General features: G+C 39.2%; 22 protein-coding genes and 1 pseudogene. 13 read left to right on the top strand and 10 right to left on the bottom strand.

What is annotated here, in order from left to right; genetic code table 11:
- Nucleotide 1: 1 nt before the first annotated feature.
- The 3 genes from yidD to rpmH are packed head-to-tail and all read right to left on the bottom strand — an operon-like array spanning nt 2 to nt 892.
- A complete protein-coding gene (gene yidD / locus EXE29_RS13725; protein WP_106986184.1) occupies nt 2–322 on the bottom strand; it encodes a membrane protein insertion efficiency factor YidD in 321 nt (106 codons plus the stop codon).
- A 9-nt stretch (nt 323–331) separates the two neighbouring features.
- On the bottom strand, nt 332–727 hold the full coding sequence (rnpA, locus tag EXE29_RS13720) for a ribonuclease P protein component (RefSeq protein ID WP_106986185.1): 396 nt from the start codon (nt 725–727) through the stop codon (nt 332–334).
- 30 nt (nt 728–757) lie between these two features.
- Entirely contained in the window at nt 758–892 is a 135-nt protein-coding gene (gene rpmH / locus EXE29_RS13715) for a 50S ribosomal protein L34 (protein WP_000831329.1), read from the bottom strand.
- 660 nt (nt 893–1,552) lie between these two features.
- Between rpmH and dnaA the strand changes: the two genes are divergently transcribed.
- The 5 genes from dnaA to EXE29_RS13690 all read left to right on the top strand — a co-directional run bounded on the left by dnaA (nt 1,553) and on the right by EXE29_RS13690 (nt 8,347).
- On the top strand, nt 1,553–2,932 hold the full coding sequence (gene dnaA / locus EXE29_RS13710; RefSeq protein WP_117007991.1) for a chromosomal replication initiator protein DnaA: 1,380 nt from the start codon (nt 1,553–1,555) through the stop codon (nt 2,930–2,932).
- Between the two features lie 112 nt (nt 2,933–3,044).
- A complete protein-coding gene (dnaN, locus tag EXE29_RS13705) occupies nt 3,045–4,193 on the top strand; it encodes a DNA polymerase III subunit beta (RefSeq protein WP_106986187.1) in 1,149 nt (382 codons plus the stop codon).
- 24 nt (nt 4,194–4,217) lie between these two features.
- Nucleotides 4,218–5,300 carry a DNA replication/repair protein RecF gene (recF, locus tag EXE29_RS13700; RefSeq protein WP_106986188.1) on the top strand — a complete coding sequence of 361 codons (1,083 nt, stop codon included), beginning with the start codon at nt 4,218–4,220 and terminating at the stop codon, nt 5,298–5,300.
- A 48-nt stretch (nt 5,301–5,348) separates the two neighbouring features.
- Nucleotides 5,349–7,817, top strand: coding sequence for a DNA topoisomerase (ATP-hydrolyzing) subunit B (gyrB, locus tag EXE29_RS13695; protein ID WP_120364844.1), 2,469 nt, complete (start codon nt 5,349–5,351; stop codon nt 7,815–7,817).
- A gap of 167 nt (nt 7,818–7,984) precedes the next feature.
- Nucleotides 7,985–8,347 carry a hypothetical protein gene (locus tag EXE29_RS13690; protein ID WP_106986190.1) on the top strand — a complete coding sequence of 121 codons (363 nt, stop codon included), beginning with the start codon at nt 7,985–7,987 and terminating at the stop codon, nt 8,345–8,347.
- A 398-nt stretch (nt 8,348–8,745) separates the two neighbouring features.
- Here the strand turns inward: EXE29_RS13690 and EXE29_RS13685 are convergent, their stop codons facing one another.
- Nucleotides 8,746–10,683, bottom strand: coding sequence for an ATP-binding cassette domain-containing protein (locus EXE29_RS13685; RefSeq protein WP_120364843.1), 1,938 nt, complete (start codon nt 10,681–10,683; stop codon nt 8,746–8,748).
- Here EXE29_RS13685 and EXE29_RS13680 point away from each other — a divergent pair.
- From EXE29_RS13680 to erpA, 5 genes and pseudogenes are all read left to right on the top strand, one after another.
- On the top strand, nt 10,682–10,870 hold the full coding sequence (locus tag EXE29_RS13680) for a hypothetical protein (RefSeq protein WP_117007989.1): 189 nt from the start codon (nt 10,682–10,684) through the stop codon (nt 10,868–10,870). The two genes, EXE29_RS13685 and EXE29_RS13680, sit on opposite strands and share 2 nt — an antisense overlap.
- 44 nt (nt 10,871–10,914) lie before the next feature.
- Nucleotides 10,915–11,924 (top strand): annotated as a pseudogene (locus EXE29_RS13675) (putative solute-binding protein).
- Between the two features lie 249 nt (nt 11,925–12,173).
- Nucleotides 12,174–13,184 (top strand): putative solute-binding protein, encoded by a 1,011-nt coding sequence (locus tag EXE29_RS13670; RefSeq protein WP_117007988.1) that lies wholly within the window; start codon nt 12,174–12,176, stop codon nt 13,182–13,184.
- Between the two features lie 224 nt (nt 13,185–13,408).
- On the top strand, nt 13,409–14,422 hold the full coding sequence (locus EXE29_RS13665) for a putative solute-binding protein (RefSeq protein ID WP_106986193.1): 1,014 nt from the start codon (nt 13,409–13,411) through the stop codon (nt 14,420–14,422).
- A 122-nt stretch (nt 14,423–14,544) separates the two neighbouring features.
- Complete coding sequence (erpA, locus tag EXE29_RS13660; RefSeq protein ID WP_106986194.1) at nt 14,545–14,880, top strand: iron-sulfur cluster insertion protein ErpA; 336 nt, start codon at nt 14,545–14,547, stop codon at nt 14,878–14,880.
- Between the two features lie 57 nt (nt 14,881–14,937).
- Here the strand turns inward: erpA and EXE29_RS13655 are convergent, their stop codons facing one another.
- From EXE29_RS13655 to grpE, 4 genes are all read right to left on the bottom strand, one after another.
- Nucleotides 14,938–15,321 carry a hypothetical protein gene (locus EXE29_RS13655; protein WP_162368850.1) on the bottom strand — a complete coding sequence of 128 codons (384 nt, stop codon included), beginning with the start codon at nt 15,319–15,321 and terminating at the stop codon, nt 14,938–14,940.
- Nucleotides 15,322–15,424: 103 nt separating this feature from the next.
- Complete coding sequence (locus EXE29_RS13650) at nt 15,425–16,336, bottom strand: matrixin family metalloprotease (protein ID WP_120364842.1); 912 nt, start codon at nt 16,334–16,336, stop codon at nt 15,425–15,427.
- A gap of 170 nt (nt 16,337–16,506) precedes the next feature.
- Nucleotides 16,507–18,453 (bottom strand): molecular chaperone DnaK, encoded by a 1,947-nt coding sequence (gene dnaK / locus EXE29_RS13645; RefSeq protein ID WP_120364841.1) that lies wholly within the window; start codon nt 18,451–18,453, stop codon nt 16,507–16,509.
- 155 nt (nt 18,454–18,608) lie between these two features.
- A complete protein-coding gene (grpE, locus tag EXE29_RS13640) occupies nt 18,609–19,148 on the bottom strand; it encodes a nucleotide exchange factor GrpE (protein WP_120364855.1) in 540 nt (179 codons plus the stop codon).
- Between the two features lie 802 nt (nt 19,149–19,950).
- On the opposite strand from grpE, the gene EXE29_RS13635 reads away from it, so the two are divergent.
- Nucleotides 19,951–20,184 carry a hypothetical protein gene (locus tag EXE29_RS13635; protein ID WP_106986198.1) on the top strand — a complete coding sequence of 78 codons (234 nt, stop codon included), beginning with the start codon at nt 19,951–19,953 and terminating at the stop codon, nt 20,182–20,184.
- Between the two features lie 300 nt (nt 20,185–20,484).
- On the opposite strand, the gene EXE29_RS13630 is transcribed toward EXE29_RS13635, so the two are convergent.
- The gene (locus EXE29_RS13630) at nt 20,485–20,970 is read right to left on the bottom strand and encodes a hypothetical protein (protein ID WP_106986199.1); all 486 of its coding nucleotides are present in this window, start codon (nt 20,968–20,970) and stop codon (nt 20,485–20,487) included.
- 197 nt (nt 20,971–21,167) lie between these two features.
- On the opposite strand from EXE29_RS13630, the gene EXE29_RS13625 reads away from it, so the two are divergent.
- Entirely contained in the window at nt 21,168–22,241 is a 1,074-nt protein-coding gene (locus EXE29_RS13625) for an alpha/beta hydrolase (RefSeq protein ID WP_120364840.1), read from the top strand.
- Nucleotides 22,242–22,266: 25 nt separating this feature from the next.
- On the opposite strand, the gene EXE29_RS13620 is transcribed toward EXE29_RS13625, so the two are convergent.
- Nucleotides 22,267–22,938 (bottom strand): acetoacetate decarboxylase family protein, encoded by a 672-nt coding sequence (locus EXE29_RS13620; RefSeq protein WP_120364839.1) that lies wholly within the window; start codon nt 22,936–22,938, stop codon nt 22,267–22,269.
- 90 nt (nt 22,939–23,028) lie between these two features.
- Between EXE29_RS13620 and EXE29_RS13615 the strand changes: the two genes are divergently transcribed.
- Nucleotides 23,029–23,601, top strand: a complete 573-nt coding sequence (locus tag EXE29_RS13615) for a peptidylprolyl isomerase (RefSeq protein WP_120364854.1) — start codon at nt 23,029–23,031, stop codon at nt 23,599–23,601.
- Nucleotides 23,602–23,748: the final 147 nt, after the last annotated feature.

Here is a 23,748-nt window from a genome sequence, read left to right as displayed (position 1 = left end):
ATTACCCCAAGTGGTTAGAGTGTTTTTGGTTCAATAAACGATCACGAAAGGGTACAGCAACGTGACGCGTTTGAGAATCTATTTGCTGAAATGAAATAAAACGAACTGCTTTGGCTGGCACTGGGTCATACCCTGAGCCACCCCAAGGATGACAGCGACAAATACGATGAACAGACAGCCAGACACCACGCACAGCACCATGCCGATGGATTGCTTCCAAAGAATACTGAGAACAGGTTGGAATATAGCGACAACGAGGCCCAAGTAAGGGACTAATCACTATTTGATAGAAACGAATGAACCAATGCAGTAGACGTACCATTGGTTGTCTCTACTTTTTCTGTGAGGAGGGAGCTGTTTTTGAATGCTTTTTGGCAATACGTTGAAGCTTTTGCCAAGCAAATTGTAATTGCTGATGCAATTCTGCATTTGGGACTGCTTCTATACCTACTTTAGGCATCACCACAATATCCAATACATCTAATTGCTGCTGATGCAAGCGAAAGCTTTCGCGAGCCAGACGTTTTACTCGATTTCTTTCATGTGCACGACGTACTTTTTTCTTAGCAACAACAATACCCAAACGGCTTTTAGGCTGTTCGGAAATTTTCGCAAGAAATAAGAAATGGGGCTGATGCACTTTAAAAAGCGCACCATCGAACACACTTTTATAGTCGTCAGCACAGTGTATGCGAACATCTGTGCTAAACCCATAAAGTGTTGTCATAACACCCAAGTCGTGTATAGCTTTAACAGATTAAACAGTTAAGCTATGACGGCCTTTTGCACGGCGACGAGCTAATACTTGACGACCAGCTTTAGTAGCCATACGAGCACGGAAGCCATGAACGCGTTTACGTTTTAGTTCAGAAGGCTGGAAAGTACGTTTCATATCGAAACTCCAAAAATGATCTTTCTATGAAGGTTCGCGATTTTAGTGCTCATTGCTTGAGCTGTCAATTAAAAACCAACTTTCTTTTAAAAACAAATTAAGTTAAGACAATAAAAGTGATCAAAATAAAAATGTGTTGTTTTATCGAATATCGGTTTACACACAGGATAAATCATTGTTTATTATGGTAAAATAAGATATTAACAACTTTAACCACAAAGTTATCCACAATAAGATTTAAATTTAAATTCCAACTTAGTTTTAAATTTGAATTTAAATCGCAATCTTAGTTATCCCCAGAAAATCGAGTTTCTATAAATAAATTCAAATTTATAAATTTAAATTTATTATTATTAGTGTTGAGTTTTTCTGTGGAAATCGTATTTTAAAATATAAAAAACAAATGTTTAAATTGTGAATAACTATGTTTTTATTTTTTTGATACATTGTGGATAACTTTATGTTATATTTTATCCACAGCTTGAGGATAAACTTATCCACACACGGTTTAAATTTAAATTTATGATCTAAAAATGGCTTATTTGATTAATTTCTGCTGAATTGTTCATGACAGATGTGGATAACTTGGTTAGAATGGCGACCCGCTTTGCGGGCTAGCATATTTTTTTATTGGCACAATGGAATGAATAGGGGTTTCACATGCTTTGGACAGACTGCTTAAATCGCTTGCGACAAGAGCTTTCGGGAAATGTCTTTACGATGTGGATCCGTCCGTTGGTGGCTGAAGAGTCAGAAGACACATTGCGCTTATATGCGCCCAATCCGTATTGGACGCGTTATATTCAAGAACATCATCTTGAGCTCATTACTATTTTAGCGGAGCAGTTGTCTGAAGGTCGGGTACGTAAAGTTGAAATTCAAGTCGATTCTCGTCCTGGGGCTATTTTATCTGCCAGTGAGCAACCTGCGACAACAACAGCAGCTTTAACACCTAGTCCTGCACCGATTGCGAAACCTAAAAAAGAACGTGAAGACAGTAGTGCAAAACAGATTCGTAAGCGTCAATTAAACCCTTTATTTAGTTTCTCTTTATTTGTCGAAGGTCGTTCGAACCAAATGGCAGCAGAAACTTGTCGTAAAGTGTTAACGCAATTGGGTGAATCTCAGCACAATCCATTATTTTTATATGGCCCGACGGGTTTGGGTAAAACACACTTAATGCAAGCTGTGGGTAATGCCCTATTACAAGCAAAACCGAATGCGCGCGTCATGTACATGACAGCTGAAAGTTTTGTGCAAGATTTTGTGAGCTCATTACAACAAGGCAAAGTTGAAGAGTTTAAAAAGAATTGTCGTTCATTGGATTTACTGTTGGTCGATGATATTCATTTGCTTGCAGGTAAAGAAGCCAGTTTGGTGGAATTCTTTTACACCTTTAATGCGTTATTGGATGAGTCGAAACAAATTATTCTAACGTCGGATCGTTATCCTAAAGAGCTTACTGAACTCGATCCACGTTTAGTGTCACGTTTTTCTTGGGGCTTGTCTGTGGGTGTGGAACCTCCAGATATTGAAACTCGAATTGAAATTTTGTTAAAAAAAGCTGAAAGCAATGATGTGGAATTACCACGAAATTGTGCTTTGTTTATTGCACAACAAGTTGTAGCCAATGTTCGTGAATTGGAAGGCGCTTTAAATAAAGTCGTTGCGATTTCACGTTTTAAAGGGACGCCAATTGATTTAGATGTTGTGCGTGAATCCTTAAAAGATGTTTTGGCCATTCGCGCACGAACTATCAGCACTGAAAATATTCAGCGCGTGGTGAGTGAATACTTCCGAATCCCATTAAAAGAGTTAGTCGGTCCAAAACGCACACGTATTTATGCGCGACCTCGTCAGCTTGCAATGGGGCTTGCACGTGAGTTAACAGGGGATAGTTTCCCTGAAATTGGTATGGCTTTTGGTGGGCGTGATCACAGTACTGTGATGCATGCGTGTGAAAAAGTTCAAAGCCTGCGTGAGGAAGATCCAATCTTTAATGAAGACTATAAAAACCTTCTTCGCTTGCTTCAAAGTTAAGGTGTTTTTGGTTAAATTCTATTCTTGCAATGCGGCCTTATCTGCCGCATAGTACACTGCTAAAAAATTAATTTTATTTGTTCTTAATCTTCAGTTTTTAGAGGAATGCATCGTGCGTTTAAAAATCGCGAAAGAAAGCTTACTGAATGTTCTATCACATGTCGTAGGAGCGGTTGAACGTCGCCATACCCTCAACATTTTATCAAACCTAAAAATTCAGGTGACTGAGCAAGCCCTGACCATTACTGGGTCAGATCTTGAAGTTGAACTTGTGGCATCAACCACTTTATCTGAGGGTGCATGCTTACAAGCAGGTGAGACCACTGTTCCTGCACGTAAGTTGGTAGATATCTGTAAATCTTTGCCATCTGCAGCATTAGTTGATTTACAAATCACAGAAGATCAACGTTGTATTTTAAAGTCTGGAAATAGTCGCTTTGTGTTGGGTACTTTACCTGCAGAAGATTATCCATTGTTGACTACAGAAAATACGCAAGGGACAGAAGTTACAGTTACACAGCGTGAATTAAAACGTTTATTTGAAAAAACCGCATTTGCTATGGCGGTGCAGGATGTTCGTTTTTATTTAACGGGTACATTGTTGGAAATTGATCAAAATCAATTGCGTGCAGTGACGACAGATGGTCACCGTTTAGCATTGTGTGAAACGACTGCTGTTTCTAATGCGTCACAGTTGGTACAAGCGATTGCACCGCGTAAAGCAGTAGGTGAGTTACAACGTTTGTTGAGCGTTGAAGATGAGCAATTGGCTTTGTTAATTGGTCGTGAATTGTTAAATGTGACGATTCGTATCCCAAGCCGCGACAAAGAACAACATGACATTATGGTGCGTTTCACGACCAAATTGATTGATGGTAAATTCCCAGATTATCGCCGTGTGATTCCACGTGGTGGCGACAAAAATGTACGTATTGCACATGATGTATTTAAGCAATCATTGCAACGTGTTGCGATTTTAAGTAACGAAAAACTGCGTGGTGTATTCTTGCATTTTAATGAAGATTCATTGCAATTGCGTGCGAATAACCCAGAGCAAGACGAAGCTGTTGAAGACTTAGCGATTCAATATTCAGATGCATCGATGGAAATGTCGTTCAATGCACAGTATTTGTTGGATGTATTGAGTGTGCTGGATGGTGATGATGTATTGATGACCATGACTGAGGCGAATCAGTCGGTATTGGTACAAGATCCACTACATCAAGATCAAACTTATGTTGTGATGCCAATGCGCGTTTAATTGATTTTTTAGACGTCCATTTATATGCATATTACGCGTTTACATATCGAACGTGTACGGAACTTAAAAACGGTTGCACTCTCAGGATTGCAGCCGTTTAATGTCTTTTATGGCCAAAATGGCTCGGGTAAAACCTCTGTTTTAGAAGCCATTCATTTGTTGGCAACAGGGCGTTCTTTTCGCACGCATATCCCCAAAAACTATATTCAAAATGCCTGTGCTGATGCCATTGTTTTTGCACAATCTGATACTGATAAAATTGGTATGCAAAAAATGCAAAGCGGTGAGCAACTGATTAAGGTGAATGGGGATCTGGTTGCAACTCAAGGTCAGTTGGCCAAAATCTTACCTCTACAACTGATTGACCCACAAAGTAGCGATATTATTGACCACGGTGCTAAGCCAAGACGACAAATGTTGGATTGGATGATGTTCCACGTGGAACCCGAATTTTATCCTGCTTGGCAATACTATTCACGAGCACTCAAACAGCGTAATAGTTTGCTCAAAGCACAGCGTCATTTAAGCCTCAGTGATTTAGAGCCGTGGAACCAAATGCTGAGTGATTATGGCGAAATTTTGCATCGCCAGCGTCAGGCTGTTGTGGAGCTGTGGAAGGGATATTTACAACAGGATTTAGCGCAGCTCTTGCCTGATCTGGAAATTTGCATGGAATACAGTGCGGGCTTTCATAGTGAAACTGGATTGTTAAATGATTTGACCAATGCGCACTATAAAGATCTAGAAAGACGTTATACCGAGCATGGTCCACATCGTGCAGATTTACGTTTAAAAACCCCGATGGGGGATGCTGATGTGGTGCTGTCGAGAGGGCAAAAAAAGCTCCTGATCATGGCTTTAAAACTGTCACAGATTGCAATGCTACATGCGTGTAATAAGGAAACTGTGGTATTATTAGATGATCTTACAGCAGAATTAGATTTAACCGCACAACAACGTTTAATTGAGCGATTAAGCCAACTTGGTAGCCAGGTTTTTATTACCACTTTAGATTGTGACGCAGTGCAACAGCACATGCATGATTTGTCTATTTCTTATCAATTATTCAATGTTAAAGACGGTAGCGTTCAGCTTGCTGTGCAATGACGATTTACCCATTTTTTGGATAGACCTATTTTTCACTAGGGAGAAACCATGAGTTCAGAAGAGCAATCTGTCTCTAATACAGAACAAACCAATGAAAAAGCTTATGATTCCTCTAGTATCAAAGTATTGCGTGGCCTAGATGCTGTTCGTAAACGTCCAGGCATGTATATTGGTGATACTGATGATGGCACAGGCTTGCATCACATGGTGTTTGAGGTCGTCGATAACTCTATCGATGAAGCTTTAGCGGGCCATTGTGATGAAATTCAAGTGACTATTCATGAAGATGAATCGGTTAGTGTATCGGATAACGGCCGTGGTATTCCAACCGATATTCACCCTGAAGAAGGTGTTTCAGCTGCAGAAGTTATTTTAACCATTCTGCATGCGGGCGGTAAGTTTGACGATAATAGCTATAAAGTTTCTGGTGGTTTGCACGGTGTTGGTGTTTCGGTTGTAAACGCTTTATCTGAAAAACTGCTACTTAATATTAGCCGTGCGGGTAAAACCTACGAACAAGAATATCACCATGGTGATCCTGTTTATAAGCTACGTGAAACAGGCGTAACAGATGCTTCAGGCACAACTGTACGTTTTTATCCGAGTGCAGAAACGTTTAGCCAAACGATTTTTAATGTCGATATTTTGGCTCGTCGTTTACGTGAATTGTCTTTCTTGAATGCAGGTGTGCGCATTGTTTTACGTGATGAGCGTATTAACTTAGAACATGTGTATGACTACGAAGGTGGCTTGTCTGAGTTTGTTAAATATATTAACCAAGGCAAAACGCATTTAAATGAAATCTTCCATTTCACCACCCAAGCAGAAAATGGCATTGGTGTTGAGGTTGCATTGCAATGGAATGATACCTACCAAGAAAATGTACGTTGTTTTACTAATAATATTCCACAAAAAGATGGTGGTACACATTTAGCAGGTTTCCGTGCGGCATTAACGCGTGGCTTAAATAGCTACATGGAAAGCGAAAGCTTACTCAAAAAAGAGAAAGTTGCAGTTTCTGGTGATGATGCACGTGAAGGCTTGACGGCGATTGTTTCGGTTAAAGTTCCAGATCCAAAATTCTCTTCACAAACCAAAGAAAAATTGGTGTCGAGTGAAGTGAAAACTGCGGTTGAGCAGGCCATGAATAAATCGTTCTCTGAATATCTTTTAGAGAATCCTCAAGCAGCAAAAGCCATTGCAGGCAAAATCATTGATGCTGCCCGTGCACGTGATGCTGCGCGTAAAGCACGTGAAATGACACGTCGTAAGAGTGCGCTTGATATTGCAGGCCTTCCTGGTAAATTGGCAGATTGCCAAGAGAAAGATCCTGCACTTTCAGAATTGTACTTGGTCGAAGGTGACTCTGCAGGCGGTTCTGCAAAGCAAGGCCGTAACCGTAAGATGCAAGCAATTTTGCCATTGAAAGGTAAAATCCTTAACGTGGAACGTGCACGCTTTGACAAGATGATTTCATCGGCTGAAGTGGGTACGTTAATCACAGCGTTGGGCTGTGGTATTGGCCGTGAAGAATACAATCCTGATAAATTGCGTTATCACAAAATCATCATCATGACCGATGCTGATGTCGATGGTTCGCATATTCGTACTTTGTTGCTGACCTTCTTCTTCCGTCAAATGCCTGAGCTTGTGGAACGTGGTCATATCTATATTGCGCAGCCACCGCTGTATAAGTTGAAAAAAGGTAAGCAAGAACAGTACATCAAAGATAATGATGCGCTTGAAACTTATTTAATTTCAAATGCGATTGATGAGCTCGAACTTCACGTGAGTGCAGAAGCGCCAGCCATTCGTGGTGAAGCTTTAGCTGGTGTGATTGCGGATTATCAAACCTCACAAAAAAGCTTGCACCGTTTAACTGTGCGTTATCCAGCAAGCTTATTAGATGCTTTGATTGCTGTGGAAGGCTTTAAGCTAGATCAAACTATTGATCGTGCTTATGTGGAGCAATGGGGCGAGAAAATTTGTGCTGCAGTTGCACAGAAACAGCCAAGCTTGCGTCCAGAGTTAACGCTTGAAGTGTTTGAAAAAGAACTGGCTGATGGTCAAAAAGTTGAAACCTATTTGCCTCGTATCACGATTTATATTCATAACTTACCGCACCCTTATTTATTAGATGCAGGTCTGTTGGGTTCTGGTGAATACGCTCGATTATTGAAGAACTCTCGTAGTTGGTTCACGCTGTTGGAAGAAGGTGCATACTTGCAAAAAGGCGATCGTAAAATTACGGTAAGTACTTTCCATCAAGTATGGCAACACATTTTGCAAGACTCGCGTCGTGGTATGATGATCCAACGCTATAAAGGTTTGGGTGAGATGAATGCGGAGCAACTCTGGGAAACTACGATGGACCCAGAAAACCGCAACATGCTACAAGTGACTGTGCAAGATGCAATTGAAGCAGACCGTATGTTCTCTTGCTTAATGGGTGATGATGTAGAGCCTCGTCGTGCCTTTATTGAAGAAAATGCTTTAAACGCAGATATTGACGCTTAATATTCAAGTAATGAAGTTAAAAAAAGCACCTAATATGGGTGCTTTTTTTATGCTAAATTAATCTAAATTTGTATAAAATATAATCATCTTGATTTTATCAAACTGACGCATTGCTATGTCATGATGTTCTTAAAATGAACGCAATGCTGTAAAAATGAGAGGTTGATATGATGGATAATCAGTTAGAACACATACGTGATATTTGGGTAAATGCTTTTTTTATAGGCAATTATGAGGTGCTTTTGCAGTATGAAGATGAGCATTTTAAAGTTGTTTATGAGCAAGACGGACGTACTGAAAGCAACTTCACACGCTACGATCGCATTGCACATGCTGTTAAAAATGGTGTGTGGAAACCTAAAAAACCCGATGTCGAATTTGAAGCTTATGAGTTTGATCGTGACCAAACCTCATGTAAAATTTTGATTGGGCTTGCCGAAAACCAGCAACAAATACAAGAATTATGGCAATTTGAAGAGACATGGAAAATAAAAGAATTGCGATTTTTAAAACAGAAAAGAGCAAAATAAAGCCTTAAAATCTATGTTTAGATCATTTTATTAAAAGTAATATGTGTAAAAATTGTGGATATATATAATAGTTATCCATAGAATTATTATGTGAAAAATAAAAAAATATCCACAATATGGTGGGCTGAGTGAGTATTCTTTGTTGTGATTTATTTTTGAATTTAAAATTTTAGCTTGGTACTTTTTAAATTCAAAAGATTCTTTAAGAATGAAAGAGCTTGTGGATATTTATTTGGGTGTACTGGGCGAAAGGTGAGGTAGCAAAAAATAGTTAGATCTCATGTCTGTATTGAGTCTTTATTTTAGGTGAATTTTATTGTTTAGTTGAATTAAAAAACCGCCGTGGAACATTAATTTCACGACGGTTGGTTTGTTTAAGTTAGACTAAACAATAGATTTTAATTGTCAAAACTACTTTCCAATTCCTCTAATTCCATCATTAATTCAAGCATTTGCTCTTCTGCTTGTTCTAATTTGGCTTTGAGTTCAGTTTGTTCATTCATTAGCTTCAGTAAATCGTCCTTACGGCTAGCATCATATAAGCCGGCATCACCCAGTAAATTTTCAATTTCTGTTAAGCGTGGTTGTAGTTTCGAAATTTGGCTTTCACATTTTTCAATATTTTTACGAATCGGGCGAGTTTGCTCACGTCGTTGTGCAGCTTCTTTACGTTGAGCTTCTTTATCACCTTTAGAGCTAATGACTTTGTTTTGTACTTCCGATTTGATTGGTGCAGCAGGTACATTCGCGGTTTTAAGCATTTCAGCTCGGGCTTGACGTAACCAATCTGCATAAGCACTTAAGTCGCCATCAAATTCACGGCATTTGCCTTGATGCACAAGTAATAGCTCATCACAGACACTGGCAATCAATTGACGTTCATGCGATACCAAGACCACAGCGCCTTCAAAATCAGTCAATGCCATCGTGAGGGCATGACGCATATCTAAATCTAAATGGTTAGTCGGTTCATCGAGAATCAGGACATTTGGACGTTGCCAGACAATCAGTGCTAAGGCTAAGCGTGCACGCTCACCGCCTGAAAAGCTTTCACTTGGCGTGTCCATCCGTTCACCACTAAAGCCAAAACTGCCCAAGAAGGAGCGGAGTGTTGCTTCACTAATGGTTTTTCCTGCAATACGTCCCAGTTGTAACATTGGGCTAGCATTGCCATCTAAGGCATCCATTTGATGTTGGGCAAAATAACCAATATTTAAAAGTTCAGAGGCTTTGCGTTGACCTTTGAGTAAGTTTAGATCGCCCACCAAAGATTTAATGAGCGTTGATTTACCTGCACCATTCATACCCAGTAAACCAATGCGACTATTTGGCGTAATTTGTAAGCCAACATTGGTCACAATGAGTTTATCTCCATAGCCAATATCTGCATGTTCTAGTTGCAATAGTGGTGAACTCATTTTAGTGGGTTCACGGAAGCTGAAGGTAAATGGAGTGTCCACATGTGCCGCAGATAGTTCCTGCATGCGTTCTAATTGTTTAATACGGCTTTGTGCTTGTTTTGCTTTGGTGGCTTTGGCTTTAAAACGGTCAATAAACTTTTGTAAATGTGCACGAGCTTCTTGTTGTTTTTCAAAAGCTTGTTGTTGTTGAGCTAGGCGTTCACTACGTGTAGTTTCAAAAGTTGAGTAGTTGCCTGTATAGAGCGTTAATTCCTGATTTTCGATATGTAAAATATGATCGGTGATCGCATCTAGAAAATCACGGTCATGTGAGATAAGCACCAAGGTGCCTTCATAGGCTTTTAACCAATCTTCTAGCCATAAAATCGCATCTAAGTCTAAGTGGTTGGTTGGTTCATCAAGTAATAATAGGTCTGAACGGCTCATTAACGTACGTGCCAAGTTCAAACGCATACGCCAACCACCAGAAAAGCTTGAAACATTCAATTGTGATTGATGCTCAAAAAAGCCTAAACCAGCCATAAGTTGCGATGCTTTAGACGGTGCAGAATAGCCACTGATTTCATCAAAACGACCATAGAGGTGCGCAAGTTCGTCATTGCCCAATTGTTCTGGATGTTCGAGTTTATGCTGAATATCCCAATACTCTTCGTCGCCAGACAATACAAAGTCGATGGCTTTCATATCTAACGCTTTAATTTCTTGAGCCATGTGTGCCACGGTCCAGATTGCTGGACGGGTTAAAGAACCATTATCAGATTCAATTCCACCCAATAAGGCTGAAAATAAAGTGGATTTACCTGCACCATTGACACCTGTTAGGCCAATTTTCCAACCTGGGTGAAGTTGCATGGATGCTTTTTGAAATAAAACACGGCCACCGCGACGTATAGAAAGTTGGTCTAACTGAATCATGAAATTAAAAACACAGCAAAAAGATGGCGCTATTCTAAAGGAAGCCTTCCAAAAAACAAAAAAACCGCAAGGCTTTGTAGCGAAAGTTGCAAGTGAATGTAAAAGTGGGGTGATTCAACAGATTTTAATAAAATATGTGAAATCCTCTAGGTTTATTACAAGAAGATGCTTATATTGTGAAAAATAAGTTTAAAAAATAAACAACACACATCAGAAAATAGGATAAAGCGTATGCAAAAAGGATTTTTGGCATTGTCTGTAACCACAATATTCATGTGTTCAATGGCTGTGCAGGCGAAACCCACGGTTTGTGTCTTCGATTTATTAGGTAAATCTGGAGAGTCTTATAAATTGTTGGAGGAGTGGTCGCTTGCCAGTAAAACTTGGGGTACAGATATTCAATTGGTGTCTTATCAAGATGAAGCGAAAGTAGATAGTGACTTTAAAGACGGTAAATGCGATGGTTTTTATATGACCTCCATGCGTGCACGGGCCTATAATAAATTTGCAGGTTCTATTGATGCTTTGGGGGGAGTGCCAAACAATGAAATTGCTCAAAAAGCCATTAGTTATGTACTTGATAAACGTAATAACCGTCGATTAATTAGTAAAGTGGGTAAAGAGAGCTACGAAGTTGCAGGCATTGGTCAGATCGGCTCAGCTTATATTTTTGTGAAAGATCGCAATATGAATCGGGTTGAGCAAGCCAAGGGTAAAAAATTCGCCATTTTACATTATGATCGCGCACAAAAACGCATGGTTGAACGTATTGGTGCTGTGCCTGTTCTGTCTGATATTTCTAATTTTATTCGTAAATTTAATCAAAACGAAGTGGATATTGTGGCAGCACCTGCCTATGCCTTTAAACCTTTAGAAATTGCGAAAGGCTTAGGGGCACAAGGTGCAATGATTGATTTTCCAGTAGTCAATGTGACTGCAGATTTGATTATTCGTCCTGAAGCTTTTCCAGAAGGTTATGGGCAAAACTCTAGAGCATGGTTTGTGAAGCAACTCCCGAAAAGCTTTGCGATGGTCAAACGTATGGAAGCTGAAATTCCTGCCAAATATAAAGTTGCGCTGAGCAAAGAATCACGAGATGAATATCAAAAACTTTTACGAGATGAACGTATTCAGTTAACTCAAATGGGAATTTATGATGCCACTATGATGACGGTGCTAAAAAAAAAGCGCGGTGTACAGTTGAGCGGACTAACTTTGAGTGTTCACTCGGTGGTGAGTAGTCATCATGTATTTTCTTTGTAAAGATTCATGAGCATCTTATAAATTTTGCTTTTCGATAAAAGTGCTAAGTATATTGATTTAAAATATATTTTATTTTTTTGCTGTGATGAAGATCATTAAAATTGGCAAAAGAGACCAAAATGACATGAATTAATTGAGTAAATGCTCTATTTTTTTAAAAATAACTTGCTTAAACTTTGTCATGAATGGATACCCATGAACAAAAAAATCTCAAAAGGATAAATACAATGAAAAAAGCCCTCCTGTCTTTGGCAACTTTCTCTGTGATTGGTTTCGCTAGCACAGCACAAGCTGAAAAAGTAGATATTTGCGTATTCGACTTGCTAGGTAAGTCGGGTGAGTCTTTCCAAATGGCGCAAGAATGGGCGCTGGCGGCGAAAGGCTGGGGCGCAGATATTAATCTGATTGCACGTCAAGATGAAGCAGTTGCAGATAACGACTTTAAAGCTGGAAAATGTGATGGCGTATTTATGACCGCAATGCGTGCGCGTCAATACAATAAATTTGCAGGCTCAATTGATGCACTCGGTGGTGCACCAAGCAATGAAATTGCAAAACGTGCCATTACTTTTGCTTTAGATAAGCGTAATGAAAGCAAAATGATTAGTAACTTAGGTGGTAAGAAGTATGAAGTTGCAGGGATTGCACCTTTAGGCTCAGCATTTATTTTCGTACGTGATAAGAGCATTAACTCCATTGAAAAAGCTGCGGGTAAAAAATTCGCAGTGTTAGGTTATGACGATGCACAAAAAATTATGGTGCAACGTGTAGGCGCTCAAGCGGTAATTTCTGATGTATCTAACTTCGTAGCGAAGTTCAATAATGGTCAGGTTGATATGGTGGGTGCACCTGCTTATGCGTATAAACCTTTGGAAATTTACAAAGGCTTAGGTACGAATGGTGCGATGTTTAACTTCCCAGTACTTCAAGTAACCGCTGACTTTATTATTCGTCCTGATCAATTCCCAGCAGGTTTTGGTCAAAAATCTCGTGATTGGTTCATTCAAAACTTACCAAAAGGTTTTGCAATGATTAACCGTTTAGAGGCGGGAATTCCAGCAAAATACAAAATGAATTTGACTGCAGAAGACAAAACCAAATATCAAAAACTTTTACGTGATGGTCGTATGGATATGACTAAACGTGGCATTTATGATCCTGCGATGATGAGTGTATTGAAAAAAGCACGTTGCTCTGTCGATAAGGCGAATTTTGAATGTTCACTTGGTGGTGAATAATTTGATTTTTAAGAAAAAAGCCTAGTTGTTCTAGGCTTTTTTTTATGCATATTTAAAGGCAGTTTTGCAATTGTATCTGGCCCAAAATTCTTAGATGATGCAGTTAAACAGCGTCAATGATGTAGATAAATTGGCGAACTTGTCTGGCATGGTTTGGTTGTTTTAAGCCATGCATATAAACACAATAATGAACTGATAAAAACAATGTAACAAGGATGAAAAAAATGCATAAAGTAAAAGCATTAAAAGTGTTAGGCCTCGGTGCAGGTTTAATGTTTGCCATGAATGCAGCTCAAGCTAAACAAGTCATGTGTGTATTTGATTTGGTTGGTAAAAACGGCGATGTATTTACACTCATGAAAGACTATCAATTGGCAGCCAAAAATTGGGGTGCTGATATTGAGCTACGTGTCGGCCAAAATGAAGCGGTAATCGCAGAAGATTTTAAAGCTGGAAAATGTGATGCGATTAGTGTGACAGGTATGCGTGGCCGTCAATTCAATGGATTTACAGGTTCATTAGATGCGATTGGTGCAATTCCAGACTTAAAATTAGCGGTAAAAATCATGCAAGGTTTGGCGAGCCCGACATTTGCCAAAAGCATGGTGAATGGCCGTTATGAGGTCGCTGGGGTTATTCCTGTTGGTGATGCATATTTATTGGTAAATGACCGTAGCATTAATACCGTTGCTAAAGCAGCAGGTAAAAAAATTGCGGTTTTAGACTATGATGAAGCACAAAAAATTATGGTACAGCAAGTTGGTGCGCAAGCCGTAAGTGCTGATGTAACAAACTTTGGTGCTAAGTTTAATAATGGTCAGGTTGATATTATTGGTGCACCTGCAGCGGTGTTTAAACCTTTAGAATTATATAAAGGTTTAGGAACTAAAGGCGCGATTGTCAATTATCCAATCTTGCAGGTTACGGGGAATATTATTATTCGCCCAGATAAATTCCCAGAAGGTTATGGGCAAAAGTCACGTGAATGGGTGAAAACACAATTACCACGTGCATTTGGTATTTTGGGTAAAATGAAGTCGGATATTCCAAGTAAATATTGGATGGATGTACCTGCAGCAGATCGTCCTGGTTATCAAAAAATGATGCGTGAAGCGCGTATTGATTTAACCAAACGTGGTGTATATGACAAGCGCATGATGAAGCTATTATGGCAATTCCGCTGTAAAGAAGATGCGAAAAACTTTGAATGTGCATTGCAGGATGAAAACTACAAATAAACCTGATAAATTTACTCTGATTTAACTTTGTTTTGCAAAGTATGACCATAGTTCGAGTATGCTATACTTGAATTATGGTCTTTTTTGATTTAAGACATCCCATTCAATTAGAGGAATCCACCATGAATGCACCTGCACTTGTGTTGACTGACAATGCCGCAAATAAAGTGCGCCAATTGCGTGACAGTGAAGGAAACCAAGACTTAATGCTCCGTGTATATGTTACTGGTGGCGGTTGTTCAGGTTTCTCTTATGGCTTTAATTTTGCAGAAAGCCAAAATGAAGATGATGCAGAATTTTTAAATGGCGACGTAAAAATGTTGGTGGACTCACTCAGCTATCAATATTTAGTTGGCTCAGTGGTTGATTATTTAGAAGGTTTAGAAGGTTCGCGTTTTGTGGTGCAAAACCCAAATGCGACGACAACTTGTGGTTGTGGTTCTTCATTCTCTATCTAAGCCTTTTGGCATTAAGATTCGCATAAAAAAGCCCTCTTCATGAGGGCTTTTTACTTTTTAATCTTTGGCATCAAATTTGATGGCTTCTAAAAGATCCAGCACAATGGTAGTGACATCTTGACTAAGGTCACGATTGTTAAAAATTTCATAGGCTGTAATTGAAACATCGGTATCACTTGGTAACAGCTTTTGTTCTTCTTCAATCAAATCTTGAATTGGCAATAAGGTTTGTTTGATTTCTAAATGCAAAATATCCTTAAATTCAATATTTTCATCTTCGAGTTCAATCATCTGCTCATTAAAAAATGGCAATAAGATTGAGTGGAGATATGGTTGAATTTCTGTGATATTAAAAATTTCGATATCACGCGTCTGTTCAATTGTGCTGATGTGGTCATTCACTTCAATAAGAATATGGTAGTAACTCACATTGCTCTCCAGTTATATATTCAGGCGGTGTGTATGATTTTAGATTAACATGAAATATAGGCTTTGTTGTGAAAGCTTATAGAAAACCTTATAAAAAATAAGGAATTTATAACTGCTAACGCGCCGTTAAGAGTGCTAAATCTGAAGGCTGTAATTGAAAATGCGCCAGATCTTGTGCCCCAAGCATCGGATACATTAAAGCTTTAGGATCTGAGTTATGCCCAAGTCCAAGTGCATGCCCTAATTCATGTGCTAGCGTTAAACGTAAATCATCTTGATTCTCAAATTGATAAATTTGAATTTCTTGCCCCATAAATACACCTTTGTGAAATTCGCGGGCAGGGAATTGCTGTTTGGCATGTGTCACATTTTGGTTAAAGCGATGAATATTGTGGTTATATTGGTCGACTTGCTGATTATATTGCGCATTCAATTGATTGAAGTAATCAATATCATTTTTGAGTTGCTGACTTTTCTCTTTGAGTTGCTGATATTGCAGGTCAATGCGTCTGCGATTTTCCCCCTGGCTGTCTTCGAGTCGACTCCAGCTCAGCCGTTGCTGATTCAGGCTTTGATATTCAGCATCGATCAGCACACGGCGCTGTTGAATGCTTGTGTGAAGTTGCTCTAAATAGGCTTGTGACGTGTTTAAGTTTTCAGAGACGCGTTGGTTTTTATTTTGCTCAGTGTTGAGCGTTGTCTCCATTTTTTTAAATGCATTAAAGTTGTCTTGTCGTTCATCATATACAAGATGAATTTTGAGTTGCGCATCTGGGTCATAGACAAAGAGCTTTTGCCCAGAGGCATTTTGCCAAAGATCGGCGGCTTGTTGAGTCAGTTCAATCAGTTCTTGCTGGCTAATACCAAAGCGTGGATCGACTTCGGCAATTTGATAGCGTAAGCGCGTGTCAAAAGGGTGGAGTATACGATCGGACAGCGAGTTATAGCGCAATTGATCATGTGTTTTGAGTTGATAACTCAACAGTCCAACAAATAACAGCACAATAGTAAGAATGAAGAAGCGCATAATGCAAGCACATGAACAATATAAGCTTAATGTATAATATTTAAACAAAAATAAGTAGTGATACCTCGCTTAAAGCATCGCTTTTTAATCGGCCTTACGATCATTCAGTACCGATGTATTAGATATAAAAAAACCGCGCTTTCGCGCGGTCTTTTATTTAAAGCGACAAATTATTTTTTGTCATCTTTAACTTCAGTGAACTCAGCATCTACAACGCCGTCGTCTGCTTTTTGCTGTTGTTGGCCAGCAGCATCACCTTGGAAAGCGTTCGGGTCGAAACCTTGAGCGCCACCTTGGCCTTGAGCAGCTTCATACGCACGTTGCGTAATCGGCATGATGATGTTTTGAAGTGCTTCAGTTTTCGCTTTGATTTCTTCTACGTCATTTTCTTTCGTAGCCGCTTCAAGCTCAGCTGATGCAGTTTCAATTGCAGTTTTTTCGTCAGCAGTTACTTGCTCGCCAAGATCTTTCACTGCTTTTTGAGCAGAAGATACCAGTGCATCAGCTTCGTTACGTGCTTTCGCTAATTCTTCAAATTTGCGGTCTTCTTCAGCATTCGCTTCAGCATCTTTAATCATCGCTTCAATTTCAGCATCGCTCAAACCTGAGTTTGCTTTAATTTGAATTGATTGTTCTTTGCCAGTGCTCTTGTCTTTCGCAGATACTTTCAAGATACCATCAGCGTTGATGTCGAAAGATACTTCAATTTGTGGCACACCACGTGGAGCAGGTGGGATATCACCTAATTGGAAGTTACCCAACAATTTGTTTTGCTGCGCCATTTTACGTTCACCTTGGAACACAGAAATGTCTACAGCTGGTTGGTTGTCAGCAGCAGTTGAGAACACTTGAGATTTCTTCGCAGGAATCGTTGTGTTTTTCTCGATGATTGCAGTTAACACACCACCCATTGTTTCAATACCAAGAGTCAATGGAGTTACGTCAAGAAGAAGTACGTCAGTTTTGTCACCTGAAAGTACCGCACCTTGAATCGCAGCACCCATCGCTACAGCTTCGTCAGGGTTCACATCTTTACGTGGTTCACGGCCGAAGAACTCTTGAACTTTCTGTTGAACCATTGGCATACGTGATTGACCGCCCACCAAGATTACGTCAGAGATGTCAGAAGTCGAAAGACCTGCATCTTTAAGCGCAATACGGCAAGGCTCAATAGTACGTTCAACTAAGTCAGCAACTAAACCTTCAAGTTTTGCACGTGTTACGTTGATCACTAAGTGTTTAGGACCAGTCGCATCTGCAGTGATGTATGGAAGGTTGATTTCAGTTGCATTTGAAGAAGAAAGCTCGATTTTTGCTTTTTCAGCAGCTTCTTTTAAACGTTGAAGCGCAAGAGGATCTTGTTTCAAGTTTACGCTTTGCTCTTTTTTGAATTCTTCTACAAGGAATTCAATTAACGCGTTATCGAAGTCTTCACCACCAAGGAAAGTATCACCGTTTGTAGACAACACTTCGATTTGTTGGTCGCCATCAAGGTCAGCGATTTCAATGATTGATACGTCGAAAGTACCACCACCCAAGTCGTAAACCGCAACTTTACGGTCGCCTTCTTTTTTGTCCATACCGAACGCAAGAGCCGCAGCAGTTGGTTCGTTGATGATACGTTTAACTTCTAAACCAGCAATTTTACCAGCATCTTTAGTCGCTTGACGCTGAGCATCATTGAAGTAAGCAGGAACGGTAATTACCGCTTCAGTTACTGTTTCACCAAGGTAGTCTTCAGCTGTTTTTTTCATCTTTTTCAAGATTTCAGCAGAGATTTGTTGTGGTGCAAGTTTCTTGTCGTTTACGTCAACCCAAGCATCGCCATTGTCAGCTTTGATGATTTTGTAAGGTACAAGACCGATGTCTTTTTGAACCGCTTGGTCTTGATACTTACGACCGATCAAACGTTTGATCGCGAATAATGTGTTTTTAGGGTTTGTTACTGCTTGACGTTTTGCAGATTGACCAACAAGGATCTCGCCATCTTTATACGCAATAATAGATGGAGTTGTACGAGCGCCTTCAGCGTTGTCGATTACTTTAACTTTGTCGCCTTCAAGTACTGCTACGCAAGAGTTAGTTGTACCTAAGTCAATACCAATGATTTTCGCCATTTGGATGTTTCCTCTAAAATTCTTTTATTCCCAAACTTTTCCCTTTCTCAAAGGGAAATTAAAAGGGATTTACTTGTTATCCGATATGAGAGCCAATCAAAAATTTTCAAGTTTAAATTCAGAAATATTTTTAAAAACTCTCGAATTTCTTGGGCTTATGCGCCAACCATAACCATAGCTGGACGTAATAAACGACCATTTAGGCTGTAGCCTTTTTGCAAAACAGTACCAATTTCATTAGCTTTTGCAGTTGGATCAATACCTACAGCTTGATGAAGATCTGCATTGAAGCCATTCACAGTATCTACCGCCACCACACCAAATTTCTCTAAAGTAGTGAGTAGAGATTTAAGTGTTAGTTCAACACCTTCAGACAGTGAGTTTTTCTCATCGCCTGCTGCTGCAATTGCACGTTCAAGATTGTCAACTGAATCAAGAAGTTGTTTAGCAAATTTTTCAAGCACAGTATCTTTGTGCTTTTCAGATTCACGCTGAATACGCTCAACACTTTTTTGTGCTTCATATACGGCATTTGCTGTACGTGCTTTTTCAAGCTTTAAGTTTTCTTCTAAATTGGTGATTTGCGCTTGTAAATCCTCAACTGAAACTTCTGCTTGCTCGTTTTCAGCTTGAGTTTGCGCTTCTGCTTGCTCTTGCTCTAATTCTTGAGCGTTTGGGTTTTGCTCAGTTGTCATTGATTTACTCCGTTTAAAAGGGTTCTTAAACATGTACAGTCCTTAGGCGTCAGGTCTAACCTCGTTAATTCTGAACTGCCATGATTTACTAAATGTCATGATTAAAGAAGAAATCGGGGCTGCTGTTAAAAATTCAAGCAGAGGCATGATAATTTTTACGCATCTTGTGAGAATTTATACAGAAACGAGCGATTTATTGATAACAACGCGATCTTAAAAATTACAATTTAGATTAAAAAGCATAAAAGGATCTAATAAAACGATTAATATCATAATTTTTATCAGTTTTCATTTTACTGTCATACAAGGCAATATAATCGAATCAACAGTCGTCATATTTTGAAGAGAGCGAGATATGACTTCTGTTTCCTTATATATGCCGTATAAATTTTGCTCTGGTTAATATTTATACATAAAAACGATTAAAACTATTTTATAAAGTATTTCTCAAAATTGTTATACATCTCTACTATAGATCTCAGATTCTATCGCTGTAGTTTCTTCTTTTAGTATATTTTGAATGTGTTTTTCAATGCTTATCCAACCTCTGGATAAGCTTTTTTTTTGCTTCATGTAAATGTCATTGGTATTGCAGGCGGTGCAGGCTAGGTTTGGTAGAGCTTTAACAAAATCATGCGAATACAGATGAACTATAGAATTAATATAACGTTGCAGAAGGTGTACTGGTCTACCTTCAAACTACTACTCAGCAGGTGGGTAGTAGGGCAATATTTTTTTCATAATCAGCATCGCAAAGAAACAACTTTGCGCTTTATTTGAATATGAAAGGAATTAAATAACGATGAAGAAAACAATGTTTATGCTGTCATTACTCACAGGCTTTACTTTATTTGCTGTGGGATGTTCATCTCAAGATACGGTGTCAGCACCTGAAACTTCACAATTAAATAGTGCACCTGCTCCGCAAGCACAATCAACAGCAACCGTACAAGCCGATCCGAGTGTGCAAAGTTCAGATGGTATTCAATCTGCACCTGCTTTAGAGGGGCAAGCACCACAAGCGACTGCGCAATAAACCGCATTTATCTCCGCATCAACTTTAATTTATTAGGTTGATGGTCCATTCAAAATAGACAGAAGAAAAGATGCCTCTTCTGTCTATTTCGCTCTGTATTATTATTATGCAATTCATACGAACCTAAACACTACGCTGTCACATAGGATAAAAATACTCGGCACTTTTATACGATTGTAGTGGCCATTATAAAAGTGATAGACCAATTATGGCCTAATGGTGGTGTATGAGAATGAGGCAAGGTTGCCATAAAAAAGCCTATAGCAATGCTATAGGCTTTTTTTGAAGTAATAACGCGATTTAATCTCGATTATCTTGTCGACGATCTTCCCAACGTTTACGTTGTTCATCACGTTGCTGATCTAGACGTTGACGGCGTTGATCAGCGGTTTGTTTGCGTTGCTCATAGTTACGGTCTTGTTCACGTTTTTTACGCTCCCATTCGGCACGCTTTTCACGTTCTTTTTGGGCTTGTTGGCGTTGTTGTTCATTTCGTTGGCGCTCAAGCTCATTTTGTCTGCGCTCCTGAATTTGTTGTTGCTGACGCTTTTGTTCCCATTGCTGACGTTCATAGAGCTGTTTACGTCGTTCTTGTTCTAGACGGTTACGTTGCTGTTGATATTCCCAGCGCTGGCGGTCTCTTTCACGATCGTATCGTGCATCATAACCGCGATCGGATTGGCGTTGATCGTAACGACCATCGTAATAACCATCTTCTGGAAATGCCACACATCCTACAGCCATAAACGCAGTGGCCAATGAAACTGCAATAATTTTAGTCGTCATAGTGATGTCCTCTATAAATGGGAGCAGCAAAATAACTCCACAAATTAAGAAATAATTGTCAATGACAAGTGATTTAAATAAGCTTAGCTTAATGAAATGATATCTGTGTATGCAGATGTTGTGACTTGTATACAAGTATGGTCACATAAGCATTGATCATGTAGAAAGTATGAAGAAAGCCAAGGAAAAAAATAGCAATGACCGCTTTTAATCAAAACTTGCAACAACTATTAGAAAAAGGCCAAGGCACGGCTGCACGCGCACTCGATAAACTTCCGAGTTTCGTACAAGATAGTTTAGCCAAAGCATTGGGTTATCCTTATATATTTCCAGATCTTGATCCTTTCATTAAATGCATGATGGCAGCTCAGCTGAAGCAGGGTCGTCAGGGTTTTATTGGCGCAGATTATGAAAAATCGCGTAAGCAATTTGATTTACAAATGCAGTCGTTACGCAATAAAGTTACTGCGGTGAAACATGTAGAGGACTTACGATTACCATTACAGAGCGGCACTGTTTTTGCGCGCCATTATCATCCTGCGCCAGGCAAAAAACTGCCTTTAATCGTGTTTTACCATGGCGGTGGTTTTGTTGTTGGAAGTTTGGATACACATGATGAAGCATGCCGTTTATTGGCTGTCCATGCGAAAGCACAAGTGTTAAGTATTGATTATCCGTTGGCGCCAGAAGTGAGTCCAAAGCAATTAATACAATGTTGTGAAGATGCATTGGCTTGGGTATTTCAAAACAGCAAACAATTAAAAGTTTTAAAAGGGCGTATTGCTGTTGCGGGAGATAGCGCAGGCGCCAATATTGCAACAGTTGTTGCACAGCGTACAGCACAAAAAGCTTATGCACCTCATGCGCAATTGTTGATTTATCCTGTTGTTGATTTTAAAAGCCGTCATCCTTCATTTTTTGCTTATAAAGATGGTTTAGTGTTGACGGGTGGCGATGTTGATCACGTCACTGCTTTTTATGCAGAGCAACATCAAGTTGAACTTGATGATCCACTCATTTCACCGACTTATGGCAAATTAAAAGGGCTTGCGCCAGCTTTTATTGTTACAGCAGGGCATGATTTATTGCATGATGAAGGCGAGATTTATTCACACAAATTACGCCAACAGGGTGTCGCTTTACATTATCAAGAATACTTAGACCAAACGCATGGTTTTATTAACTTAACGACTGTCTCTACACGTGCGAAAAAATATCACATCGAGCTGAGTAAGAATTTCCGTAAATTTTGGGATAAGAAAAATAGCTAAAGACATGGTTTCACGTGAAACCATCTTATCTGTCTTTTATTTTAGCTTCAGGAAATAGCAGGCTAAATTTCGGCACAAAAAAGCTCTGTAATAAGCGTGCTTGAGAAAAGTCTGGAAATAGCCCTTGGCTATCTGACCATTCTACGCCAGCTAATTTTGCAATATGCCCTCTAAACTGGGGGGCAAAGCTGTAGCGTTTATTTTGCCAAGTTTGTCGGATTTGCAAAATTGAAGATGGAATGTGATGACTATTAATATAAAACAGCTTAGGTTTTTTTGCTTTATATAGGGTTAAGGTGAAGTGTTGGCCTGCAACACGAACTGTACACGTGAGGCCAAGTTTTGTATCTCGCCATTCAAATTGTGCCAGTTCTTTTGGAATTCCCCAAAGCGTCTGTCCGTGAGTGACTGAAGCAAGTGTAGAAACATAGATTTTAGGAATAGAACTTAACACTCTCTTACTAATCAGTGGGTGATCCAAAATCAACAATTCATCATAAGCACCAACAGGTGAGCTTTCATAACGAACCAACATTATTTGAATCATTCTCCCAATTGGGGAAGGGGAATGATGGAGGATAGGTGATTGTTGAATAAAACGAGGTGTTACCCAGTAATTTAAAATAAAACCAGTGCCTTGTAGTTTCCAAGGAGGCGGGGATTGAATCACTTCTGTAGTCATTGCTGGTATCTGCATTTTTTTCTCATTTTGATTAATGCTTTATTTCTCATGAAAGACTAAAATACATACAGTGACAAGCACAACTTCATATAGATGAGTGAGCAAATGTTAAAACATACTTTTTTTGTATTGACGGCAACGTTAAGTAGCTTTGGTGTATTCGCACAAAATACATTGGTGGAAATGAATACCAACGTGGGGAATATTGAGATTGAATTGTTTAATGACCAAGCACCAATTTCAGTAAAAAACTTTGAAGACTATGCAAAATCCGGTTTTTATAATGGCACAGTGTTTCATCGTGTCATTCCAGGCTTCATGATCCAAGGTGGTGGCTTAGAAAGTAATTTGGTCGAAAAGACGATAGAAAAAGCCCCTATTAAAAATGAATCTTCAAATGGTTTGAAAAATAAACGTGGCACATTAGCGATGGCTCGTACAAACGATCCTAACTCCGCACGTAGCCAATTCTTTATTAATACCGTGGATAACGACTTTTTAAACAAAAGTGCTATGAATGCTGGATATGCCGTGTTTGGTCAAGTGACAAAAGGTATGGATATCGTCGAAAAAATTGAAAAAACAGCAACTGGCAATCGTGGCATGTACCAAAATGTACCAACACAATCGATTGTTATTCAAAGTGTGAAGATAAAAGCACCAAAAGAGAGCAAGTAACTAAAAAAAAGCCCATTCATAAAAAATTAATATTAAATGATTAAAATCATGTGTTTGGGCTTTATTATGTATAAATATAAAACAAAACAGTGTGTAAAAAAGAAACACACGGTAAAACAAGTGATTAAAAGCACTTGCAATGATTCT

The organism is Acinetobacter sp. WCHAc060006 (assembly GCF_004209135.1).
Classification (GTDB): domain Bacteria; phylum Pseudomonadota; class Gammaproteobacteria; order Pseudomonadales; family Moraxellaceae; genus Acinetobacter; species Acinetobacter cumulans.
Note: the sequence above shows the minus strand (reverse complement) of the source record. Positions and strands in the feature narration are given on the sequence as shown.